15 protein-coding genes are annotated in these 18,413 nt (G+C 61.1%); 8 read left to right on the top strand and 7 right to left on the bottom strand.

Going from position 1 to position 18,413, the window contains the following annotated elements; all coding sequences use genetic code 11:
* Positions 1-158 precede the first annotated feature (158 nt).
* Positions 159-1,778: an FMN-binding glutamate synthase family protein gene (locus tag J3P86_RS05265; protein WP_434699587.1), complete on the top strand. Its 1,620-nt coding sequence runs from the start codon at positions 159-161 to the stop codon at positions 1,776-1,778.
* 92 nt (positions 1,779-1,870) lie between these two features.
* Here J3P86_RS05265 and J3P86_RS05260 read toward each other — a convergent pair whose 3' ends face one another.
* The 5 genes from J3P86_RS05260 to J3P86_RS05240 form a co-directional block, all read right to left on the bottom strand.
* Complete coding sequence (locus J3P86_RS05260; RefSeq protein WP_434699586.1) at positions 1,871-3,352, bottom strand: glucosyltransferase domain-containing protein; 1,482 nt, start codon at positions 3,350-3,352, stop codon at positions 1,871-1,873.
* Positions 3,353-3,390: 38 nt separating this feature from the next.
* Positions 3,391-4,341 carry a glycosyltransferase family 2 protein gene (locus tag J3P86_RS05255; RefSeq protein WP_434699584.1) on the bottom strand — a complete coding sequence of 317 codons (951 nt, stop codon included), beginning with the start codon at positions 4,339-4,341 and terminating at the stop codon, positions 3,391-3,393.
* Positions 4,338-4,712, bottom strand: a complete 375-nt coding sequence (locus J3P86_RS05250) for a GtrA family protein (protein ID WP_434625828.1) — start codon at positions 4,710-4,712, stop codon at positions 4,338-4,340. The genes J3P86_RS05255 and J3P86_RS05250 overlap by 4 nt, the downstream gene beginning before the upstream one ends.
* Before the next feature lie 193 nt (positions 4,713-4,905).
* On the bottom strand, positions 4,906-6,327 hold the full coding sequence (locus J3P86_RS05245) for an amino acid permease (protein WP_434653565.1): 1,422 nt from the start codon (positions 6,325-6,327) through the stop codon (positions 4,906-4,908).
* 539 nt (positions 6,328-6,866) lie between these two features.
* Entirely contained in the window at positions 6,867-7,325 is a 459-nt protein-coding gene (locus J3P86_RS05240) for an REP-associated tyrosine transposase (RefSeq protein WP_434699583.1), read from the bottom strand.
* Positions 7,326-7,694: 369 nt separating this feature from the next.
* Between J3P86_RS05240 and J3P86_RS05235 the strand changes: the two genes are divergently transcribed.
* From J3P86_RS05235 to purT, 5 genes are all read left to right on the top strand, one after another.
* Complete coding sequence (locus J3P86_RS05235; protein ID WP_434699582.1) at positions 7,695-10,802, top strand: transglycosylase domain-containing protein; 3,108 nt, start codon at positions 7,695-7,697, stop codon at positions 10,800-10,802.
* 150 nt (positions 10,803-10,952) lie between these two features.
* Complete coding sequence (locus J3P86_RS05230) at positions 10,953-11,522, top strand: PadR family transcriptional regulator (RefSeq protein ID WP_434625836.1); 570 nt, start codon at positions 10,953-10,955, stop codon at positions 11,520-11,522.
* 4 nt (positions 11,523-11,526) lie between these two features.
* Positions 11,527-12,312, top strand: coding sequence for a siderophore-interacting protein (locus tag J3P86_RS05225; RefSeq protein ID WP_434699580.1), 786 nt, complete (start codon positions 11,527-11,529; stop codon positions 12,310-12,312).
* Positions 12,313-12,541: 229 nt separating this feature from the next.
* Positions 12,542-13,009 (top strand): preQ0 transporter, encoded by a 468-nt coding sequence (locus J3P86_RS05220; protein WP_434625841.1) that lies wholly within the window; start codon positions 12,542-12,544, stop codon positions 13,007-13,009.
* A 90-nt stretch (positions 13,010-13,099) separates the two neighbouring features.
* Positions 13,100-14,281, top strand: coding sequence for a formate-dependent phosphoribosylglycinamide formyltransferase (purT, locus tag J3P86_RS05215; protein WP_230151134.1), 1,182 nt, complete (start codon positions 13,100-13,102; stop codon positions 14,279-14,281).
* A 254-nt stretch (positions 14,282-14,535) separates the two neighbouring features.
* On the opposite strand, the gene J3P86_RS05210 is transcribed toward purT, so the two are convergent.
* Positions 14,536-16,950 (bottom strand): glucose/quinate/shikimate family membrane-bound PQQ-dependent dehydrogenase, encoded by a 2,415-nt coding sequence (locus tag J3P86_RS05210; protein WP_434625843.1) that lies wholly within the window; start codon positions 16,948-16,950, stop codon positions 14,536-14,538.
* A 172-nt stretch (positions 16,951-17,122) separates the two neighbouring features.
* On the bottom strand, positions 17,123-17,377 hold the full coding sequence (locus J3P86_RS05205) for a hypothetical protein (protein WP_434625845.1): 255 nt from the start codon (positions 17,375-17,377) through the stop codon (positions 17,123-17,125).
* 57 nt (positions 17,378-17,434) lie between these two features.
* Here J3P86_RS05205 and J3P86_RS05200 point away from each other — a divergent pair, with 57 nt between their 5' ends.
* The gene (locus tag J3P86_RS05200; protein ID WP_434569681.1) at positions 17,435-17,665 is read left to right on the top strand and encodes a VF530 family DNA-binding protein; all 231 of its coding nucleotides are present in this window, start codon (positions 17,435-17,437) and stop codon (positions 17,663-17,665) included.
* A 42-nt stretch (positions 17,666-17,707) separates the two neighbouring features.
* Complete coding sequence (locus J3P86_RS05195; protein WP_434625847.1) at positions 17,708-18,316, top strand: Pr6Pr family membrane protein; 609 nt, start codon at positions 17,708-17,710, stop codon at positions 18,314-18,316.
* Positions 18,317-18,413: the final 97 nt, after the last annotated feature.

The following is an 18,413-nucleotide window of genomic DNA, read 5'->3' as shown; positions in this document are numbered from 1 at the left end:
AAAGCAATTCAATTTACCTGGCCCACCGGGTCGTCGGTTTGGGGCTGCTTCGCAGCCCAGCGGGGATAAATCCCCTCGCCACAGGGTTTCTGTTGCCTGCCGTTTCACCGCAAGCGCAAAATCTCTGCGCCCCCATCGCCCCTCCCCAAGGAACCCGCATGAGCCTATCGTTGCTGAGCCGCTACGCCTTCTTCGCCGGCTGTGTGATCTTTACCCTCGCCAGCCTGCCGTTCCTGCGACACGACTGGCTCTGGCCGATCGTGCTGTTGACCGGGCTGCTGAGCCTGCTGGGGGTGTTCGACCTGCTGCAAAGCCGTCACGCGGTACGCCGTAACTATCCGATCCTGGGCAACATCCGCTACCTGGTCGAAGGCATCCGCCCGGAGATCCGCCAGTACCTGCTCGAATCCGACAGCGATGCCCTGCCCTTTTCCCGCGCCCAGCGCTCGCTGGTGTACTCGCGGGCCAAGAACGAAAGCGCCGACAAACCGTTCGGCACCTTGATCGACGTCTACCAGACCGGCTTCGAATTCATCGGCCACTCCATGCGCCCGGCCCCGTTGAGCGACCCCAGCGGCTTTCGCGTCACGGTCGGCGGCCCGCAATGCACCCAGCCGTACTCGGCGTCGGTGTTCAACATCTCGGCGATGAGCTTCGGCTCCCTGAGTGCCAACGCCATCCGGGCGTTGAACCAGGGCGCGAAGCTCGGCAATTTCGCCCATGACACCGGCGAAGGCAGCATCAGCCCTTACCACCGCGAACACGGCGGCGACCTGACCTGGGAATTGGGCAGCGGTTACTTCGGTTGCCGCACCTCCGACGGGCGCTTCGACCCGGAGCGCTTCGCAATCCAGGCGCAGAACCCACAGGTGCGGATGATCGAAATCAAGATGAGTCAAGGCGCCAAGCCGGGTCACGGCGGGATCCTGCCCAAGCACAAGGTCACTCGGGAAATTGCCGAGACCCGGGGCATACTCATGGGCGAGGATTGTATTTCGCCGTCTTGCCACAGCGCGTTTTCCACGCCTATCGAACTGATGCAGTTCGTCCAGCAACTGCGCGAACTGTCCGGCGGCAAACCGGTGGGCTTCAAGTTCTGCCTGGGGCATCCGTGGGAATTCATGGGCATCGCCAAGGCCATGCTGGAAACCGGAATCCTGCCCGACTTCATCGTGGTCGACGGCAAGGAAGGCGGCACCGGCGCCGCGCCGGTGGAGTTCACCGACCACATCGGCGTGCCGCTTCGCGAAGGCCTGCTGTTTGTGCACAACACCTTGGTGGGCCTGAACCTGCGGGACAAGATCAAGCTCGGCGCCAGCGGCAAGATTGTCAGCGCCTTCGACATCGCCAGTGTCCTGGCCATCGGCGCCGACTGGGCCAACGCCGCACGCGGCTTCATGTTCGCCATCGGCTGCATCCAGTCACAAAGCTGCCACACCAACAAGTGCCCCACCGGCGTCGCCACCCAGGACACCCTGCGCCAGCGCGCCCTGGTCGTCCCGGACAAAGCCCAGCGGGTCTACAACTTCCACCGCAACACCCTCAAGGCCCTGGCCGAAATGCTCGCCGCCGCCGGCCTCGACCATCCTTCGCAACTGCAACCCAAGCATCTGGTGCGGCGCATGTCGGCTACGGAGATCAAGCTGTTCTCCCAACTGCATGTTTTCCTCAAACCAGGGGAGCTGCTGACTGGTGAGGTCAATGGCGAGTTCTATTCGCGGATGTGGCAGTTGGCACGGGCGGACAGTTTTGAGCCTCAGGAAATAGCGGCTGCTTAGAAGCGGAATTGCAGATGCGCACAAACACCTGTGGCGAGGGGATTCATCCCCGCTGGGCTGCGCAGCAGCCCCAAGGCAGCCGCCGCGGACGTTCAGCGACACCGCTCGATATCAACCATCAAACACAACTTGGGCGCCATATCAGGATCACCCTGCGGTTTTTTCATGAAGATATAGCCGCTGTCATTGATGACAAACAGGTCATAAAACCCTGTAGACACCACCGGCAGGAAATCCCCGCGCCGGATCGATTCAACCACTTCTGCATCCTTGGCGAGATACACGTTGGTGATGCCCGCTCGCGGCAAGCTTTCCGGCAGTAATACGTAACCCACGCCCAGCACATACCGTTGAGCCGGCATCGCCGCGAACAATCCACTGGCCGCCGGGAGCCAGTTGGCTTTCAGTTCGGGGACCATGTAGAGACGGCTTTTATCGCGCAGCGGCGAATGGTTGATGTCATAAGCCAGCGAAGCCAGCACCACGGCTTCCTGTTCCTTTTGCAGCGACAGGGCACGGCCGTGTCCGAAGGAGAATGACAACATCGCCAACAACGGAATCAACAAGACCAGTCCCAGTCCTGCATGGACACGGGTGAGTATTTGCAGGCTCAGAAAGAACGTCAGCAATAACAACGCCGAAAAAGCCACCAGCGTCCTGGCACCGTAGTTGAACTCGGCAAATAACAGCGTGATGCCAGGGATGCAGAACAGGAGCACTGGAAGGGCCAGTAGATAAACGAGCAACAGCAGTGCTTTTCGCCAAAGCAGGTCTGGACGACGGAACAACCCGATGCCTGCCCATGCGAACCCGACCAGCATGAGCAACGCGCCGCTCCAGATCCAAGGTCGGGCCCCTTCAACCAGCAGATGCGCAAGAAAAAAAAGCCGGTCGCCCATTTCCATCAGACTGCTGGCTTGCAGCGGCAACAACGCCTGACGCGCTCCGGTCATCAGTTGATAAGCCGTGACGTAATAGACCAATACGCCGCCGACAATGACCAGAAGCTTGCGCGTAATGAACCGCAGTAGTTGCTCCGACGGCTCGCCCTCCCACACCCGTCTGATCACATCGACACAACACATGGCGATAAAAAAACCGATGAGCACTTGATAGATCGCGAGGGCCACGGCCAGTAACAATGCCGGTATCCATACGTCTCGCCAGGCCCTGCCGTTGGACCAGATTGCGGCGTAAACAAGCGCCACCAGTCCCAATGCCATCGCCGGCCCGTCGTAGTGGTAGGACAGGTTCTGCAAGAAGAACGGGTTGTACCAGATCGGCAGGACGACCAGGCAATGAACAAACGTCGGCCGTTTGAAATAAAAAAACGTCAGCGACCTCAGCGCAAACGAGATGCCCGCGGTGGCGACGAACAATGGCAAAGGAAACAGATCTGGCGCTTTCGAACCAAACGAAAGGGCGTTGTAGAACAGCTCGATGACAACCCGCCCTTCCTCGCGCCAGCCCTCGCCCGCCACCAGCGCCCGCCAGTTATCGTCGTTATAGAAATAATCAGCCTGAACCAGGGGAAAGATATGAAGAAAACTGGCCGCCAGGAAAAACAGCAGCACTTCCCGTGGCGTCATTACCCTGGCCCACAGGGACTGGCTCACGGTTCATCTCGCATTTTGGGTCGTCCGCCCTGGATCATTTCCTTGATGACATACCGAGGCCGATGTTTCGTCTCCAGGTAAATGCGCCCGATGTATTCACCCAACACGCCAATCCCGATCAGTTGCACGCCGCCCAGGAACAGGATCGCGGTCATCAGCGATGGATAACCGGGCAGATCGTTCCCGAAGATCCACTTGTCCAGAATCAGGTAGGCGGCATACAGCAACGAAACCAACGAAATGCAACTGCCGACGTAAGTCCACAACCGTAAAGGCACGGTGCTGAACGAAGTGATGCCTTCGAGTGCCAGGTTCCACAACTTCCAGCCGTTGAACTTGCTGTTGCCAGCGGCGCGGCCGGCGCGGTCGTATTCGATGATGACGGTGTTGAAACCGGCCCACGACAGAACGCCTTTCATGAACAACTGATATTCGGGAAGGGTCTTGATGACCTCCACGACCTTGCGGTCCATCAGGCGAAAGTCGCCCACGTTCTGTTCAATGTGCGGGTAGGCAATCCGATTGAGCAGGCGGTAGAACAACGCCGCCCCGCGCCGCTTCAGGTAACTGTCGGATGAACGATTGCGACGCTTGGCCAGCACCACTTCGGCGCCTTTGTGCCATTGCTCGATCATCCGGGGGATGACGTCGATGGGATCTTGCAGGTCCACGTCCATCGGGATCACCACATCACCGCTGGCATGTTCGATCCCGGCAAACAAGGCCGGCTCCTTGCCAAAATTACGCGAGAAGTCGATCAACACAACCTGGCTGTCCGCCAACGCTATCTCACGCGCCAGTGCGGCAGTCTGGTCGCTGCTGCCATCGTTGATGAAAACAATCTCGACGCTATGTTCCTGGAGCTGCGGATGCTCGCGGACACTTTGGTAGAACAGGCCGATCGCCTGCTCTTCGTTGTACACCGGAACGATCAGCGAAATTTTCATGGACAAGGTCCGCGAAACACGACAAACCGGGAAAACAGAAAACCGAGAACCAGGCTTAACAGCGAGAACGCCGCGACGGTCAGCAGGCCATGCAACTGCCAGCGATCCCCGAGATGCCCGACGATGAAACTAAGGGCGCCCATGACACACAGGAACAGCATATAACCCGGCACCGAGAGCTTGGCCTCGAAGGTATAAAGCGCATTGGCATAAAAGGAAAATGTCGCGGCGAGGCAAAAAGCGATGAAGTTACTCGTCGACTGATCGAAGTCGAACGCCACGCGCAGCACAAAGAACACCTGCCAGTGGATCAGCGTGTTGGCCAATCCGACGAGCGAATAGCTGAAAAAACCATTCCATATCGCTTTCATGCTCCCTCCAACGGTCAGTGCCGCCGGACATGACGTCCAGCGCCTTAAACACGCGGTCTTGCGTTAGAAATAACAGGAGCGAGACAGTTCAGGAAAACGCTTCGGCAATTGCCGCGAGGCGGGGGTCAGGTTTCTTCGAGCCCATGAAAAAGCCCCGGTCATTCGGCCGGGGCTTTCTTCGACAGTGCCGGGCTTACGATGCGGAACGCATCGAACCCTGCACCTGTTCCTTCGGCTGCAACTTGAACGTGTAGAACAACACTGTCAGCAGCACCAGGAACGCCGGGCCGATATACAGCGCCACACGCGTGTCGGGGAAGTACGCCATCAGGCCCACCACCAGCACCAGGAATGCCAGCGCCAGGTACGAGCTGACCGGGTACAACCACATGCGGTACTTCAACGCCGCACGCTCGGACGCGCTCAGGCCTCTGCGGAATTTCAGCTGGGCCAGCAGGATCATCACCCAGGTCCAGATCGCGCCGAAGGTGGCGATGGAAGTGACCCAGACGAAGACTTTCTCCGGTACCAGGTAATTGAGCAGCACGCCCAGCAGCAGCGCGGCGATCGATAACAGCAACGCCCGGCGCGGCACGCCGTTGCTCGAGGTCTTGGCGAAACCGGCCGGGGCCTGGCCGTTCTGCGCCAGGCTGTAGAGCATGCGACCGGTGCTGAAGATCCCGCCGTTGCAGGACGACAAGGCGGCGGTGATGACCACGAAGTTGATGATGCCAGCGGCGGTCTTGATGCCCAGGCGCTCGAAGGTCATCACGAACGGGCTGCCCTGAGTGCCGATTTCGTTCCACGGGTAGATCGACAGGATCACGAACAACGCACCAACGTAGAACAGCAGGATCCGCCAGAACACCGAACCGATGGCGTTGGGGATGGTTTTCTGCGGGTTGCGCGCTTCACCGGCGGTCAGGCCGATCATCTCGACGCCCAGGTAGGCGAACATCACCATTTGCAGAGACATCAACACGCCGGACACGCCGTTGGGCATGAAGCCGCCGTGGGTCCACAGGTTGGAAATGCCCAGGGCCACGCCATCGTTGCCGAACCCGAAGGCGATGATGCCGACGCCGCCGATGACCATGGCGATGATCGTCACGATCTTGATCAGGGCGAACCAGAACTCGAACTCACCGAAGGCCTTGACCGCGATCAGGTTGATCGAGCCCATGCTGACCAGTGCGGCCAACGCCCAGATCCAGCGGGGCACATCGGGGAACCAGATGCCCATGTACACCGCCACCGCGGTGATCTCCGCCACACAGGTCACCAGCCAGAGGAACCAGTAGTTCCAACCGGTCAGGAAGCCTGCCAGCGGGCCGAGGTAATCCTGGGCATAACGGCTGAACGAACCGGCCACCGGGTTATGCACGGCCATCTCGCCGAGGGCGCGCATGATCACCAGGATCGCCAGGCCACCAATGATGTAGGACAGCATGATCGCCGGGCCGGCCATTTCGATGGCCTTGGCCGAACCGAGGAACAGCCCGACACCGATGCAGGCGCCGAGCGCCATCAAGCGGATATGCCGCTCGCCGAGCTCACGTTTGAGCGGACCACCCTGAGCGGTCTCGCCATGGGGCAGAGGATTGCCGACTGGCATAGGGATACAACCTCGTCTTGTTATTGGATTAACCACCGAGTCTCCAAGGCCACAGGCGGATAAGCCTGCAACCTTGCCGAAACCGGGCCTGCCTCGTGGGCAGACCGTCCTGTAGGACAAGGCCTCAAGATCAGCGGGTCGTGCAGTATAAAAAGCAGAGAACAGAGAGTTTCACTATAAAACCCGGAAAATTCAGGGATATGCCGCAGTAAAAACCGTCTTTAAGGAGAGGCATTATCTGCAGTTACAGCGGTTCAGGGAACGCCGCAAGTATTGCACAGTGATGGTGCAGGGTCATGCGCTGGTAGAGGTCGATGGCTCTAATACAAGACTTTCAGGCTGTGCTCCCTTGAGAAGGAATACTTGTGGCGAGGGGATTTATCCCCGCTGGACTGCGTAGTAGTCCCCCTAACCGCAACTCGGTATAACTGTAAAAAGAGTCGTAGGCATTGGGGCTGCTTCGCAGCCCAACGGGGATAAATCCCCTCGCCACAGATAAATCCCCTCGCCACAGATAATCTACTCGCCATAGGTTCTTCTCAAAGCCATGCAGCGTCCCACAGCGGGTGATCGCCAATTCGACTCACCAGCCCAGCACGAAGCGGATTCGCAATGATGTAGCGAGCTAACGGCAACAACTCCACGTCATCTCGAATCGCACGATCATGAAAGCCGCTTTGCCACAGCGGTCCAGTGGCTCCGATCGTGTTATTGACACTGTGGGTGCATCGAGCCTTGGTAGCGCCGATGATACGACTTAGCTGACTATCCATGACTTGCAGCAGCCAATGGAAATGGTCCGGCATCACCACCCAGGCCAAAGAGTTCACCTGGCCGGAATCATGAGCATGCTTGAATTCGGCAACCAACAGGCGTCCAAGCCTCCAATCGGAAAAAACCGGCTGGCGTTTGTGAACCACAGCAGTCACCAGATAAGCACGCCCAAGCTCTGAATAACGACCTCTGCGCAAGCGATGTGAGTTGGGGTGCGGATGCATTCCTTGCTTCCTTTTGAAGGGTTTGAATCCAGCGTAGCCACGCCGCTGCTTTGTCGCCCCGGCAAAGTTCGAGCGAATATTCCGATACTTGCGTAGGACTTGTGGCGAGGGGATTTATCCCCGCTGGACTGCGAAGCAGTCCCCCCAACTGCAACTCGGTACGCCTGTACAACAGCGTTGTTGGCATTGGGGCTGCTTCGCAGCCCAACGGGGATAAATCCCCTCGCCACGGACATGACCGTTGCAATAATTACAAACCTCATAGGGGAGGCTTCACCTACGGATGCCCACAATTTCCCTCCCCCCACGCCAACCACCGTCTAAGCTTCAAGCAAGTCCGATCAATCTGCGTGAATGGATCAGTCGACTATGGGCGCTTTGTGGCAAACCGATTCGAATAAACCTGTGGTCCCGACTGAACGTATGGAAGAAGCGCCTTTACCCCCGAAAAAACGCCGCGCACGGCATGGCTGGCGGGCGTTCTGGTTGTTGTTGCTGATTATCGTCGTGGTGGTCGGCTTTGCCGTGGCCAAGGAGATGCGCACGTCCCGGTTCCAGGCCCGGGAGATCAGCAAGTACGCCGCGTCCTTGACCTATTCGGTGCAACCGGGGCCCAGCGACGCCATCGTCTACCCTGGCGCGGGTCCGTTCGACCGGCGATTGGGCTACAGCTCGCTGGGGGAGTTCCTGCCACGACTGATCAAGCGCGACTATGTGATCCAGGCCCAGGCCCGTTTCTCCCCAGAGCTGACGGACTATGTCGATAAAGGCCTGTTCGTGCCCTACGCGGAAAAGATCCAGGCCGGACTGACCATCACCGATTGCCGCGCCGCGCCGGTGTATCAGTTCAAATACCCGCAACAGCTGTACGCCAGTTTCGACGCCATCCCGCCGCTCGTGGTGCAGAGCCTGCTGTTCATCGAGAACCGCTTCCTGCTCGATCCCAAGCAGCCGCTGGCTAACCCGGCGGTGGACTGGCCGCGTTTCGGCATGGCGGCCTGGTCGCAAGTGGCCAAGTTGCTGAGCTTGCCCGGCCAGTCGGCGGGCGGCAGCACATTGGCGACGCAGTTGGAGAAATACCGGCACTCCCCCGAGGGCCTGACCGTGTCGGGGGCGGAGAAGATCCGCCAGATGATTTCCGCCAGCGTGCGCGCCTACCAGGCCGGCCCGCAAACCCTCGAGGCCCGCCAGCGGGTCATCCGCGACTACCTCAACAGCGTGCCGCTTTCCGCGGTTCCAGGTCATGGCGAAGTCCATGGCATGGCGGAAGGACTGAGGGTCTGGTACGGCGCCGATTTCAACAAGGCCAACGAGCGCCTGTTCAGCACCGCCACCGACCCCGAGAGCCTGGCGCAAAAAGGCCTGGCCCTGCGGGAAATGCTCTCGCTGATGATCGCCCAGCGGCGGCCTTCCCATTACCTATCGAAGGGTCACGATGAACTCGCTCGCCTGACTGACAGCCACATCCGGCTGCTGGCGCAGAACGGCGTGATCGATGCGGCCCTGGCCGAGGCCGCCCTGGCGAGCAAAGTCAGTTATCGCGACTGGGTGCAGCAGCCGACGATCCAGCCCAACGAAACCAACAAGGGCATCAGCGCCGCCCGCAGTCGTCTCGCCACGCTGCTCAATCGTCCGCTGTACGACCTTGATCGCCTCGACCTGTCGGCCACCAGCACCTTGCAAAGCGAATTGCAGGCCCAGGCCACCGAGTACCTCAAGCGATTGGCCGACCCGGCGTTCGCCGCCGAGATCGGCCTGATGGGAGAGCGCCTGCTGACCCCCACCAGCACCACGCAGGTGCGCTACAGCTTTACCCTGCTGGAACTGACGCCGGACGGTTCGCGTGTGCGGGTACAGACCGACAGCACCGACCAGCCCTTCGACATCAACGAGGGCAGCAAGCTGGAACTGGGCTCCACCGCCAAATTGCGGGTGCTGACCACCTACCTGCAGATCATCGCCGAATTGCACGAGCGCTACGCCCAACAGACCCCGGCACAACTGAAGAAAACCGAGATCGCCGACCAGGACCGCCTCTCGCGCTGGGCGGTGGACTACCTGATTGAAAACACCGACCGCAGCCTGCCGAAAATGCTCGAAGCGGCACTCGACCGCACCTACTCCGCCAGCCCGGGCGAGGCATTTTTCACCGGTGGCGGACTGCACACCTTTCACAACTTTCGCAGGGAAGACGACGGTCGCCTGCCGACCCTGCGCGACGCCCTGCGCGAATCGATCAACTTGCCGTTCATTCGCCTGATGCGCGACCTGGTGCGCTACGCCACCTATGCCGGTCCCAACAACAGCTCCGAACTGCTCAAGGATGACAAGGACCCGCGCCGCCAGGAATACCTGGCCCAGTTCGCCGATCGCGAAGGCACCTCGTTCCTGCTCAGGTTCTGGAAGAAATACCAGAAAAAGGACACCGCCCAGCGCCTCGAAACCTTCCTCGACGGCATGCGTCCCACCGCGATCCGCCTCGCCGCCGTGCACCGCTATTTCTTTCCCAACGACAGCCAGGAGAGTTTCAACCGCTTCGTACGCGCCCATCTGAAAAACGCCAAGAGCGCCGAAAAGCTCACCGACGAGCGTCTGCAGCGGCTCTACCAAAGCTACGGCCCCGGCGCCTATGACCTGCCGGACCAAGGCTTCATCGCCAAGGTCCATCCACTGGACCTGTGGTTGGTGGGCTACCTGCTCAACAACCCCGACGCCAAGTTCAGCCAGATCGTCAAGGCCAGCCAGTTCGAGCGCCAGGAGGTCTACAGCTGGCTGTTCAAGAGCCGGCACAAGAGCGCCCGCGACAGCCGCATCCGCACCATGCTGGAGGTCGAAGCCTTCCTGGATATCCATCAGCGCTGGCAGCAAGTCGGCTATCCGTTCGACCACCTGGTGCCGTCGCTCGCCACTGCGATCGGCAGCTCCGGCGACCGCCCCGCCGCCCTCGCGGAACTGGTAGGGACCATTCTCAACGACGGCATCCGCCAACCGGCGCTGCGTGTCGACAGCCTGCAGTTTGCCGTCGACACGCCCTACGAAACGCGGCTGGTCAGCGATCCGGACAACGGCAAGCGGGTGATGCCGGTGGAAGTGGCCCGGGCCTTGCGCGGCGCCCTGTCGCAAGTGGTGGACGCCGGCACCGCGAAACGTGTCGCGGGCAGTTTCAAACTGGCCGACGGCACGCCGCTGGCCATGGGCGGCAAGACCGGCACTGGCGACAACCGCATCGAAGCCGTCGGCTCAGGCGGACGGGTGATCAGTTCCAAATCGATAAACCGCACCGCCACGTTCGTGTTCTACATCGGCGACAGCCATTTCGGCACCCTGACCGCCTTCGTCCCGGGCGCCTCGGCACAGAACTTCAAGTTCACCTCGGCCTTGCCGGTACAGGTGCTCAAGGGCATGGCGCCGTTTCTCTCGGCCTATTTGCAACCGGGCAGCCACACCCAATGTCAGCCATTGGTGACGAGCCGCTGAGCAACCGCCATTTCAGCTTCTGATAACCCATCGCGCTCAACGCTGCGCCGTCGGGCGAATCCGGCTGCTCGTCGGATTTATAAAAAACATGCGTGCATCGCCTAAAGATATATCTTAAGTTCTATCTTAAGAATTTCTGAGGACAGACCGATGAGAGACCCGCATTCCCACCCTCACCGCGAACATGTCGCTCACGACGGCTTCGACAAACGTGCGGCAAGCCGTGAGCGCGGCGGTCGCGGGCCGCGTGTTTTCGCCGCGGGCGACCTGAAACTGCTGTTGTTGGCACTGATTGCAGAACAACCCTGCCACGGCTATGACCTGATCCGCCGGATCGAAAGCATGTTCGATGGCGCCTACAGCCCCAGTCCCGGCGTGATCTATCCGACCCTGACCTTCCTCGAAGAAAGCGAAATGATCAGCGGCGATGCCGATGGCGGAAAAAAACGCTACAGCGTGACCGATGCCGGACGTCTATCCCTTGAAGACCAGGCCGTGGCGCTGGACGGCGTACGGATGCGCATCGAAGTCAGCAAGCGTTCGCTGCGCGGCCAGGATCGGCCGCCGGAAATCCACGAGGCGGTCCACAACCTGCGCCATGCCTTGCAGATGCACCATGGTCGCTGGAGCCCGGAAGAGATCCTGCGGGTACGCGACCTGCTCAACGACACCGCCAAAGCCATTGTCGACGGCCCTCGCCGTCCAACCGTTTCGGAGTAAAAGCATGACTGAAGTCGATCCAGACACCATCCACCGCGTCAGCCACGAAATCAAACGCCGTCGCCTGCAAGTGCTGCGGGTGCAAGACCTGACACCACGCATGCGCCGCATCACCGTCGGCGGACCGGAACTGGCCGGGTTCGTCAGCCTCGGCACGGACGATCACGTGAAGTTGCTGTTCCCGCAGAACGCCGAAGAACACGCCGCCCTGGAAAACTTCAACCCCGGCGCCGGCAAGGCCCAGGGCCCGATGCCCGAGATGCGCGACTACACCCCGCGCCGCTACGACCTGGATGCCCTGGAGCTGGAGATCGATTTCGTCCTCCACGGCGACGGCCCTGCTTCAACCTGGGCGGCCCAGGCGGCGCCCGGGCAGTACCTGAACATCGCCGGGCCACGGGGCTCGATGATCGTGCCGGATATTTTCGACAGCTACTTGCTGATCGGCGACGAAACCGCCCTGCCCGCCATCGCCCGACGCCTCGAAGGCCTGGCACCCAACCGGCGGGCACTGGTGGTGGTGGAAGTGGAAAACGGCGCCGAACAGCAGATCCTTCACAGCCCGGCCCAGGTGCAAGTGATCTGGGTACTGCGCGAAGGCCACCGCGACAGCCTGCTTCGCACCGTCCAGCAGTTGGAAATGCCCGGTGGCAAGCTGTACGCCTGGGTCGCGACCGAGAGCAAAGTGTCGCGGCAGATTCGCAAAGTGTTGCTGGAGGAGAAAGGGCTGGACCAGGATTTCATCAAGGCGGCGGGGTATTGGAAGCTTGATGACAATGAGGAAGATTGAGGGTCTGGTGGTGCTGAAGTAACCTCCCTGCACCGACTGGACACAACCTCTGTGGCGAGGGGATTTATCCCCGCTGGGGTGCGAAGCGGCCCTGGAACCTAACAACCCGCTTGATCAGATAGATTGAATGATTGATTCGGGGGGCTGCTTCGCAGCCCAACGGGGATAAATCCCCTCGCCACGATTAAAACTTCTCGCCGCCCTTTCTCGACAATAACCGGATACCCCCATGCTTTTCCTGATCGCCTACATCGGCAGCGTCGTGCTGATCAACTTCGCGTTCTCCGCCGCGCCGCACCTGGACATCATCTGGTCGGCCTGGGGTGGCCTGGTGTTCGTCCTGCGCGACATGGTGCAGACCCGCTTCGGCCATGGTGCCATTGCGGCGATGCTGGTGGCGCTGGTGCTGTCCTACGTCACCTCCGATCCGACCATTGCCCTGGCCAGCGCCACGGCATTCGCAGTGTCCGAATGCATCGACTGGCTGGTGTTCACCATCACCCGGCGCCCATTGCACGACCGATTGTGGATCAGCTCGGCCCTGAGTATTCCGCTGGATACCTTCATCTTTTTCGGCCTGATCGACGCCCTCACGCCAGGCGTGGTCGTCACCGCCCTGCTGTCGAAATTCGCCGGGGTCACGGCCGTCTGGCTGATCATGGCCTGGCGTCTGCGCAAACAGGCCGTCGCCGGCTGACGCGGTTCATGTAAAATGCCGCGCTTTCTCCCCATGGGAAGCTCGCCCGGCGCGCGCCCCGATGATCCGCTCCTGTTTGAGGACCTTCAGATGACCCGTATCGGAACCCCATTGTCGCCCACCGCGACCCGCGTTTTGTTGTGTGGCAGCGGTGAGCTGGGCAAGGAAGTGGTAATCGAACTGCAGCGCCTGGGCGTTGAAGTGATTGCCGTGGATCGCTACGCCAACGCGCCGGCCATGCAAGTGGCCCACCGCAGCCACGTGATCAACATGCTCGACGGCGCGGCCCTGCGCGCAGTGATCGAGGCCGAGAAGCCGCACTACATCGTGCCGGAAATCGAAGCCATCGCCACCGCGACCCTGGTGGAACTGGAAGCCGAAGGCTTCACCGTGATCCCTACCGCCCGCGCCGCGCAACTGACCATGAACCGCGAAGGCATCCGCCGCCTGGCCGCCGAAGAACTCGGCCTGCCGACCTCGCCGTACTTCTTCGCCGACACCGTGGAAGACTACCGCAAGGCCGTCGAGACCCTGGGTTTCCCATGCGTGGTCAAGCCGGTGATGAGTTCCTCGGGCAAGGGCCAGAGCCTGCTGCGCAGTGCCGATGACGTGCAGAAAGCCTGGGACTACGCACAGGAAGGCGGCCGCGCCGGCAAGGGCCGGGTGATCATCGAAGGCTTCATCGACTTCGACTACGAAATCACCCTGCTTACCGTGCGCCACGTCGGCGGCACCACGTTCTGCGCACCGGTCGGTCACCGTCAGGAAAAGGGCGACTATCAGGAATCCTGGCAGCCACAGGCCATGAGCCCGGTGGCCCTGGCCGAATCCGAGCGCGTCGCCAAGGCAGTGACCGAGGCCTTGGGTGGTCGTGGACTGTTTGGCGTCGAACTGTTCATCAAGGGTGACCAGGTGTGGTTCAGCGAAGTCTCGCCGCGCCCGCACGACACCGGCCTGGTGACGCTGATCTCCCAGGACCTGTCGCAATTCGCCCTGCACGCCCGCGCCATTCTGGGTCTGCCAATTCCGCTGATCCGCCAGTTCGGCCCATCGGCTTCGGCGGTGATTCTGGTGGAAGGCCAGTCGACGCAGACCGCCTTCGCCAACCTCGGCGCCGCCCTGAGCGAACCGGACACCGCCCTGCGCCTGTTCGGCAAGCCGGAAGTCAACGGCCAACGCCGCCTGGGCGTGGCCCTGGCCCGCGACGAATCCATCGAAGCCGCCCGCGCCAAGGCAACCCGGGCTTCGCAGGCGGTCAAGATCGAACTCTAAAAGCCCAAGGCTAAGCACAATCCTTGTGGCTAGAAGACTCATCTGTGGCGAGGGGATTTATCCCCGCTGGGCTGCGCAGCAGCCCTAAAACCAGACAACTCGTTGGATCAGACAGATTGGGGTGACTGTTCTGAGGGGCTGCTTCGCAGCCCAGCGGGGATAAATCCCCTCGCCACAAAAGCGTGTGTGAGATCGAAGTATTAAAAAAGGCGACACCCGCAAGGGTGTCGCCTTTTTCTTGGGCGCGGTTCTGCTTAATCCGGCAGCTTGTAGGCGATCACATAATCACCCTGCTTGGTCCCCAGCGAGCCATGGCCGCCGGCTACGACCAGCACGTATTGCTTGCCGTCCTTGCCGGTATAGGTCATCGGCGTGGTCTGGGCGCCGGCGGGCAGGCGGCCTTCCCACAGCTGTTTGCCGTTCTTCACGTCATAGGCGCGCAGGTACTGGTCAAGCGTGCCGCTCAGGAACGCCAGGCCACTGGCGGTGGTGAACGTGCCGCCCAGGCTCGGAACGCCCATGCTCAGCGGGATCGGAACCGGCGAGCTGTCGCGCACGGTGCCGTTCTTGTGCTTCCACAGGGTCTTGTTGTTGGTCAGGTCGACGGCCGCCACATAACCCCAGGCCGGCGCCTGGCAAGGCAGGCCCATTGGCGAAAGCAGCGCCTCGAGGATTACGCCGTACGGCGCGCCCTTGTTCGGCTGCACGCCTTCGGTTTCGCTCTTGCGACCCGGACCACCCGCGACTTCCGCCGCCGGCACCAGTTTCGACTTGAACGCCATGTAGCTCGGGTTGACGAAAGCGATCTGGCGCACCGGATCCACCGAGATACCGCCCCAGTCGAACACACCGAAGTTGCCTGGATAGACGATCGAGCCCTGCAACGACGGCGGTGTGAACATGCCCTCATAGCGCAGCGACTTGAAGTCGATCCGGCACAGCATCTGGTCGAACGGGGTCACGCCCCACATGTCGCGTTCCTTAAGGACCGGCGGCACGAAGTTCAGGTCGGACATAGGTTGGGTCGGTGAAGTGAAGTCGCCTTCCACCGCGCCTTGCGGCACCGGGATCTCCTTGATCGGCACGATCGGCTGGCCGTTGCTGCGGTCCAGCACATAGATGCTGCCCTGCTTGGTCGAAGCCAGCACGGCCGGTTTCACGCCATCAGCAGTCTTGAGGTCCATCAGGGTCGGCTGGCCGCCGACGTCCATGTCCCACAGGTCGTGGTGGGTGAACTGGAAGTACCAGCGCACCTTGCCGGTGGCGATGTCCAGCGCGGTCAGGCCGGCAGCGTATTTTTCCGACTCGGGCGTGCGGAAACCACCGAACTGGTCGGGCGTCTGGTTGCCCATCGGCAGGTAGAGCATGCCGAGTTTTTCGTCGACGCTGAACATCGACCACATGTTTGGCGAGTTGCGGGTGTAAGTCTGGCCTTCGGCAATCGGCGTGGTGTCGTCCGGGTTGCCGCTGTCCCAGTTCCACACCAGTTTGCCGGTGTGCACGTCGTAGGCACGGATTACACCGCTTGGCTCGTCAGTGGAAACGTTATCGGTGACGTGGCCGCCGATCACGACCAGGTTCTGGGTGACCGCCGGCGGCGAGGTGGAGTAGTAACCGCCGGCGGTGAAACCACCGATGTTGGCGGTCAGGTCGACCTGGCCCTTGTCGCCGAAGTCTTCGCACATCTTGCCGGTGTCGGCGTTGAGGGCGATCAGGCGGGTGTCGGCGGTTGGCAGGAAGATCCGTCGTGGGCACACGGTGCTGGCGGGCGTGGTGCTGGCGGCGCCGGTCGGGCTCTGCTCGGCCGAGGCGTACACGGCGTCATCGTGATAGCTCACACCGCGGCAGGTCATGTGGGCCCAACCCTTGAAGTTTTCCGCATTCTGCGTGGAAAGCTTCGGATCGAAACGCCAGATTTCCTTGCCGGTTTCAGGCTCCAGCGCAATCACCTGGCTGTGCGGCGTGCACACGTAGAGCATGCCGTTGGCCTTGAGCGGGGTGTTTTCAGCGGTAGTCTCGCCCGGGTCGTTCGGCCCTGGCAGGTCACCGGTGCGGAACGTCCAGGCTTCCTTCAACTGGCCGACGTTCTGCGGGGTGATCTGCGCCAGCGGCGAATAACGGTCGCCGTGGGCGCTGCGGCCGTAGGAGTTCCAGTCCCCGTCCGGCATCGCCGGTGCGGTGTTGGCCATGCCGGGCACGCTGTCGCGGTCCAGTTGGCCCTTGATTTCACCCGGGTTGGTGAACTGGCTGGCGAGCGCGGCGATACCCGCGATGATCACCGCAGCGCCCAATGCGCGGGTGCCCATCGGCGACGCATCGGCAGTCAGCAACGGGCGGCGGAACCATGGCAGCAGCAAGACGATGCCCAGGGCAAACAGCATCGCCAGGCGCGGCACCAGTTGCCACCAGTCCAGGCCCACTTCCCACAGGGCCCAAACGGTACTGGCGAACAGCACCAGCGCGTACAGCCCCAACGCCGCACGGCGGGCCAGGATCAGCAGGACGCCGGTGAGCGCCAGGCCGATACCGGCAAGCAGGTAATACAGCGAGCCGCCGAGCGTGCTCAGCTTGATTCCCCCGGCCAACAGGGCCAGGCCCATCAACAGAAGCAGAATGCCGAGCAGGCTCGGTAGCAGACGGCTTCGACTCAAAGCACCCTCAGTGCTCATAGTGTGTATCTCCGTGACGTTTTAAAGAGTCCCGCGCAAGCAGTCACTTTAGATGACGATCTCGCGCAGGCATGGTTCAGTAAAAAAGTGATCGGTCGACGCGCTGCCGCTGGGCTTGCGTTGGCCATCAGAACGACGACTGGATCCCGCCAATCGGCGTGTCGTCCGCCTGTCAGCGAAGCCGGACAGCGCTGTCTGGCAGAGTCTGAACATCAAACATAAAGAGGGATTTCTTGATCTTTTTTAAGGATTGAACAAACGCAAAGGCTCTGGCGCGGCAGGAGAAGCGTTTCAGCTGGCTGCGCAAGGATAATGTTCTGTTACAAATAGAGAAAGCGCTTTTACCAACATGGATCCTTTCGGATTCGGTAACAGTCAAACGGGCTTCAACGACGCGGCCACTGCTTTCAAAGCGCGGCGCTTCCACCCGAACGGCACCTCGGCTAAGGTGCGCGGCATATCACTTACCTGGCGTACAGGCTTCATGACCGAACACAACGACAACCCACTGCACGGCGTGACGCTGGAGCAGATCCTCAATGCCCTGGTGCAGCACTACGAGTGGTCGGGCCTGGCCGAACGCATCGATATCCGCTGTTTCAAGAGCGACCCCAGCATCAAGTCGAGCCTGACCTTCCTGCGCAAGACGCCGTGGGCGCGGGAAAAAGTCGAGCGCCTGTACATCAAGCTGATGCGCACGAAACGGCCGGTCTGAGTCGTGGGCGTTGGAATTCCCCTGCGGCGCGGTTTCGTGTCGATGGCGGCACTGCTTGGCTGGGCGGGACTGAGCATCCAGTTGTATCTGATCTTGCTCGGGCGTTGGGAGCTGGGCGCGAGCCTGCTGGGCGGGCTGGTGAATTGCTTCAGTTTTTTCACGGTGCTGACCAACACGCTGGTGGCCGTGGTGCTGAGCTTCGAACTGACCCACCGCGATTCAGCGGCGCGGCGCTGGTTCCTCGGGCCAGCGGTATGCAGCGGCATCGCCGTGAGCATTGCCCTGGTCGGCCTGGCCTACAGCCTGCTGCTGCGCCATCTCTGGCAACCCGAAGGCTGGCAGTTTATCGCCGACGAACTGCTGCACGACGTGATGCCCGTGCTGTTCATCGGCTACTGGTGGTTCTGCGTGCCCAAGGGCAGCTTGCGCCTGCGCCACATCGGGCTGTGGATGCTTTATCCCTTGGTGTACTTCGGTTATATCCTGCTGCGTGGCAATCTGCTGGCGGCTTACCCCTACCCTTTCATCGATGTTGCGACTCTGGGTTATCCACAGGTACTGATCAATGCCGGGGGGATATTGGCGGGGTTTGTCGGGATCGCGCTGGGGGTGGTGGGATTGGATTGGTGGCTGGGGCGGCGGCCCCACTAAGAATCACCGTGATTATCTGTGGCGAGGGGATTTATCCCCGCTGGACTGCGTAGCAGCCCCTTTAAAAGGCTATGCGTTTTTTCCTGACACTACCTGG

Origin of the sequence: Pseudomonas sp. D1-1 (assembly GCF_051132225.1) — a bacterium.
Lineage (GTDB): Bacteria > Pseudomonadota > Gammaproteobacteria > Pseudomonadales > Pseudomonadaceae > Aquipseudomonas.
The sequence above is the reverse complement of the archived record's forward strand: the minus strand, read 5'-3'. Positions and strand labels throughout refer to the sequence as shown.